The organism is Mycolicibacterium vaccae NBRC 14118 = CIP 105934 (assembly GCF_001552715.1).
Lineage (GTDB): Bacteria > Actinomycetota > Actinomycetes > Mycobacteriales > Mycobacteriaceae > Mycobacterium > Mycobacterium vaccae.
On the sequence record NZ_BCRS01000275.1, the window covers coordinates 1 to 3966 of the forward strand.

The following is a 3966-nucleotide window of genomic DNA, read 5'->3' on the forward strand; positions in this document are numbered from 1 at the left end:
CCGCCTGAGGACCGGACACGAACATATGTTCGCATTGCGGTCCGACAGATCAGAGGCCCTGGCCGTAAATGCTGGTGGTCCAGATGTGGACCAGGTTGTCCAGCACGCGGTGATCGGGGATCGACGGTTGATGTCCGGCGAACGCCGCCGTCATCACCGACTCGTTGAGCAGGTTCAGCGCGGTCGACAGCTCGATCGCCGGGACCGTGTCAGGTGCCGCGCCGTCGGTGCGTTCGGCCTCGATCACCGCGGCGATGTGGGTGATCCACCGCTGCATCGACGTCGCCCACAGCGCACGCGCCTCGGAGTTGCTGTTCTGCACCCCGGCAGTCGCCGCGGCGCACACCGCGCGGTGGGCGCCGAACGTCTCGAAGAACACGTTGATGCCGCGGCGCCAGACGGCGCGCCGGTCGGCGGGTCGGTCGGCGATCAACTGGGCCAGGGCCGCGTCGGCCTCGGCGATCACCCGTTCCAGCAGTGTGAGCAGCACCGCGTCCTTGGACGGAAAGTAGAAGTAGAACGTCGGCCGCGAGATCCCTGCACCTTTGGCCAGGTCATCGACGGAGATCTCGGAAAGCGGGCGGTCGGCGAGCAGGCGCTCGGCGGTCTCCAGGATCGCCAGTTCGCGGTCGTCACCGGACGGGCGGGCGGCGCGGCGGCCCCTGGCGGGGCGGGTCTGGCTGGTGGTGCTCACGACCTCGACTTTACATGGTGTCGAAATTATCAACAGGGTGTTGACTCGTTCGACGCGGCGTTGATAGCTTTACGCCATGACCGAATTTGTCGACGTCGTCATCGTGGGGGCCGGAATCTCCGGCATCAGCGCCGCCTGGCATCTGCAGGACCGCTGTCCGGGCAAGAGCTACGTGATCCTGGAGCGGCGGGACAACCTCGGCGGCACCTGGGACCTGTTCAAATACCCCGGCATCCGTTCGGACTCCGACATGTTCACGCTCGGCTTCCGGTTCAAGCCGTGGACCTCCGAGAAGGCCATCGCCGACGGGCCGTCGATCATGGACTACCTCAAAGAGACGGTCGCCGAATCCGGCATCGAGAAGCACATCCGCTACGGGCAGAACGTGAAGTCCGCGGACTGGAGCGACGAGGACAACCGGTGGACGGTGCGTGTCGACCGCGGCGGCGAGGAAGTCGAGATCTCCTCGCGGTACCTGATGGCCTGCAGCGGCTACTACAACTACGACCAGGGCTACTCGCCCGAGTTCGCCGGCGCGGACGACTTCGAGGGCACGATCATCCATCCGCAGCACTGGCCCGAGGATCTGGACTACGCGGGCAAGAAGATCGTCGTCATCGGCAGTGGGGCCACCGCGGTGACTCTGATTCCCGCCCTTGCCAACACCGGCGCGGGTCACGTGACGATGCTGCAGCGCTCACCGACCTACATCGGCTCGCTGCCCGACGTCGATCCGTTCACGGTGCGGATGAACAAGACCCTGCCCACCAGGGCCGCGTACGTCGTGAACCGGTGGAAGAGCATCGTCTTCCAGTCGGCTCAGTACCAGATCGCCCGGCGTTTCCCGAATTTCATGCGGAAGACGTTGATGACGATGGCACAGCGGCGACTGCCCGAGGGTTACGACGTCGCCAAGCATTTCGGGCCCACCTACAACCCGTGGGACGAGCGACTGTGCTTGGCGCCCAACGGTGACCTGTTCAAGACGATCCGGGCCGGCAAGGCCGACGTCGTCACCGACACCATCGAGCGGTTCACCAAGACCGGAATCCAGTTGACCTCCGGGCAGCATCTCGACGCCGACATCATCGTCACCGCAACAGGTCTGAACCTGCAGCTGTTCGGCGGCGCCACCATCTCGCGCAACGGTGAGCCCATCGAGCTCAACGACACGATGGCCTACAAGGGCATGCTCCTGACCGACATGCCCAACATGGCGTTCACGATCGGCTACACGAACGCATCGTGGACCCTGAAGGCCGACCTGGTGTCCGAATTCTTCTGCCGCGTCATCAATTACATGGACGAGCACTCATACGACCGGGTCGAGCCGCGCCATCCCGGCAACAGCGTCGACGAGCGTCCGCTGATGGACTTCACGCCGGGATACGTCCTGCGCGCCCTGGACTATCTGCCGAAGGCGGGCTCGCGGGCGCCGTGGCGACTCAAGCAGAACTACCTGCTCGATCTGCAGTTGATCCGGCGCGGCAGGGTCGACGACGACGCCCTGGCGTTCACCCGACACGATGCGCCGGTGTCGGCCTCTGCGTGATCAGTGCGATCAGTCCGGAGCGATGACGACGATTCCGTCGTCATCGCTGTGGACGATGTGGCCCGGGACGAACACCACGCCGCCGAACTCGACCGCCGCGCCGCGCACGCCCTCGCCGGTCTTGGTGCTCTTGCGCGGGTTGGTGCCCAGTGCCTTGATGCCGATGTCGAGGGTCCGCAGGGTCGCGGCGTCGCGCACCGCGCCGTTGACGATCAGCCCCGACCACCCGTTGGAGCGGCCGAGTTCGGCGATCACGTCGCCGACCAGCGCCGTGTGCAGCGACCCGTCCCCGTCGATCACCAGTACGCCGCCGTCGCCTGGCTCGGAGAGCACGGACTTGAGCAGCGCGTTGTCCTCGAAACACCGCACCGTGGTGATCGGTCCGGCGAACTCGGTGCGCCCGCCGAACTGGCGCAGTTGCAGATCGCAGCTGCGGACGTCGGGGCCGATCTCGTCGACCAGGTCAGCGGTGGGGCGCGGTGTCACAGTCACCCGGCGATTATCTCAGCCCCGGCGCTCGCCTGGCCACGATGACGCCCGAACCCGGTGCCGCGAGGAACGCCAGGCCCGCCTCCCAACCCGGCGTGCCAGGAAATCCCTTGGCGCCGAACCGTTCAGCAGGTCGATGGTGAGGTAGCGCGTCGCACCGCCCTCCGGTGATCCCGGGCACGGCGCCGGACGCGTCAGTTCCCGCTGTTGCGGCGCGCGGCCAGGAACACCACGACGACCGCCACAATCCCGGTGACCAGCGCTGCGACCAGCGGCAGACGTGAAGAATCCGTCGTGTCCGGTGGTACGGGCACCGGCGCCGAGATCGCCGTGCTCGCAGTCGCCACCGTCGACTTCGCTTGGGCCGCAGTCTCTTCAGCCGCTGCAGCCAGGTCGGCCTTGACGGGCACCGCTTTCACCGGCGGCTCGGCCTTCTTGGCAGGTGCGGCCTTTTTGGCCGGGGCTTTCTTCGCGGGCGCGGCTTTCTTCGCCGCGGCCTTCTTGGCCGGAGCCTTCTTCGCGGGTGCGGCCTTCTTGGCGGCAGCCTTCTTCACCGGCGGCGCCGCAGGCGGCACCGCAGGGGTTGCGGCATCGGGACTTTCGTCTGGCCGATCCGGCTGGTCTGCCATCTGTGCTCCTTCGAGAGTGTCTGCAACCGGCAGTGTTCCCATCATGCCAGGTGGTAACCCGGGTCCTTCCCGGTGTCAGCCGGTCACCGACAACGTCGCAGCGGCCGCCACCGTCACCGCCATCACCGCCAGTTCGGTGTAGGCCCGGGTGCGCGACACCGCGGCGGTGCTGCGGTGGGCCCGGGCCGCGGGCAGCCACAGCTCACGGTTGCGCCACGCCAGGACGATGAGCAGCAGGGTGAGCAGGATCTTGGCCGACAGCAGCCTGCCGTAACCGGTGAGGACCAGGTCGCCGGGCGAGTGCAGCACCGTCGCGCCCGCGGCGACGCCCCCGGCCAGCAGAGCGGCCACGCACACCAGCGACAGCCTGGAGAAGCGCGGGAGTACCCGCGCCCACTGGCCGCGGTGGTCGACGGTGAGCACGAGCGCGGCCAGCGCGCCGCACCAGACCGCCGCCGCCAGGGTGTGCACGGCGACCGCGAGGCCGCCGAGCGCGCTGTCGGACAGGTGGCCGGTCAGTGGGTGTCCCACGATGCCCACGCCGGCCAGCCCCGCGGTCAGGATGCCCGCCGGACCCGACCGGCCCGACACGGCCAGCCCGC

Annotated in this window: 5 protein-coding genes; 1 reads left to right on the plus strand and 4 read right to left on the minus strand. The window is 67.9% G+C overall.

The window, feature by feature from the left end; translation table 11 throughout:
* Positions 1-49: 49 nt before the first annotated feature.
* Positions 50-694 (minus strand): TetR/AcrR family transcriptional regulator, encoded by a 645-nt coding sequence (locus tag MVA01S_RS28940; RefSeq protein WP_003931331.1) that lies wholly within the window; start codon positions 692-694, stop codon positions 50-52.
* A gap of 76 nt (positions 695-770) precedes the next feature.
* On the opposite strand from MVA01S_RS28940, the gene MVA01S_RS28945 reads away from it, so the two are divergent.
* Positions 771-2246, plus strand: a complete 1476-nt coding sequence (locus MVA01S_RS28945) for a flavin-containing monooxygenase (protein WP_003931330.1) — start codon at positions 771-773, stop codon at positions 2244-2246.
* A 9-nt stretch (positions 2247-2255) separates the two neighbouring features.
* On the opposite strand, the gene rraA is transcribed toward MVA01S_RS28945, so the two are convergent.
* From rraA to MVA01S_RS28960, 3 genes are all read right to left on the minus strand, one after another.
* Positions 2256-2738 carry a ribonuclease E activity regulator RraA gene (gene rraA / locus MVA01S_RS28950; protein WP_003931329.1) on the minus strand — a complete coding sequence of 161 codons (483 nt, stop codon included), beginning with the start codon at positions 2736-2738 and terminating at the stop codon, positions 2256-2258.
* Positions 2739-2929: 191 nt separating this feature from the next.
* The gene (locus tag MVA01S_RS28955) at positions 2930-3364 is read right to left on the minus strand and encodes a hypothetical protein (RefSeq protein WP_040541710.1); all 435 of its coding nucleotides are present in this window, start codon (positions 3362-3364) and stop codon (positions 2930-2932) included.
* A gap of 75 nt (positions 3365-3439) precedes the next feature.
* Positions 3440-3966: CopD family protein (locus MVA01S_RS28960; RefSeq protein WP_174539010.1), on the minus strand; the 527-nt coding region annotated here is incomplete at its 5' end.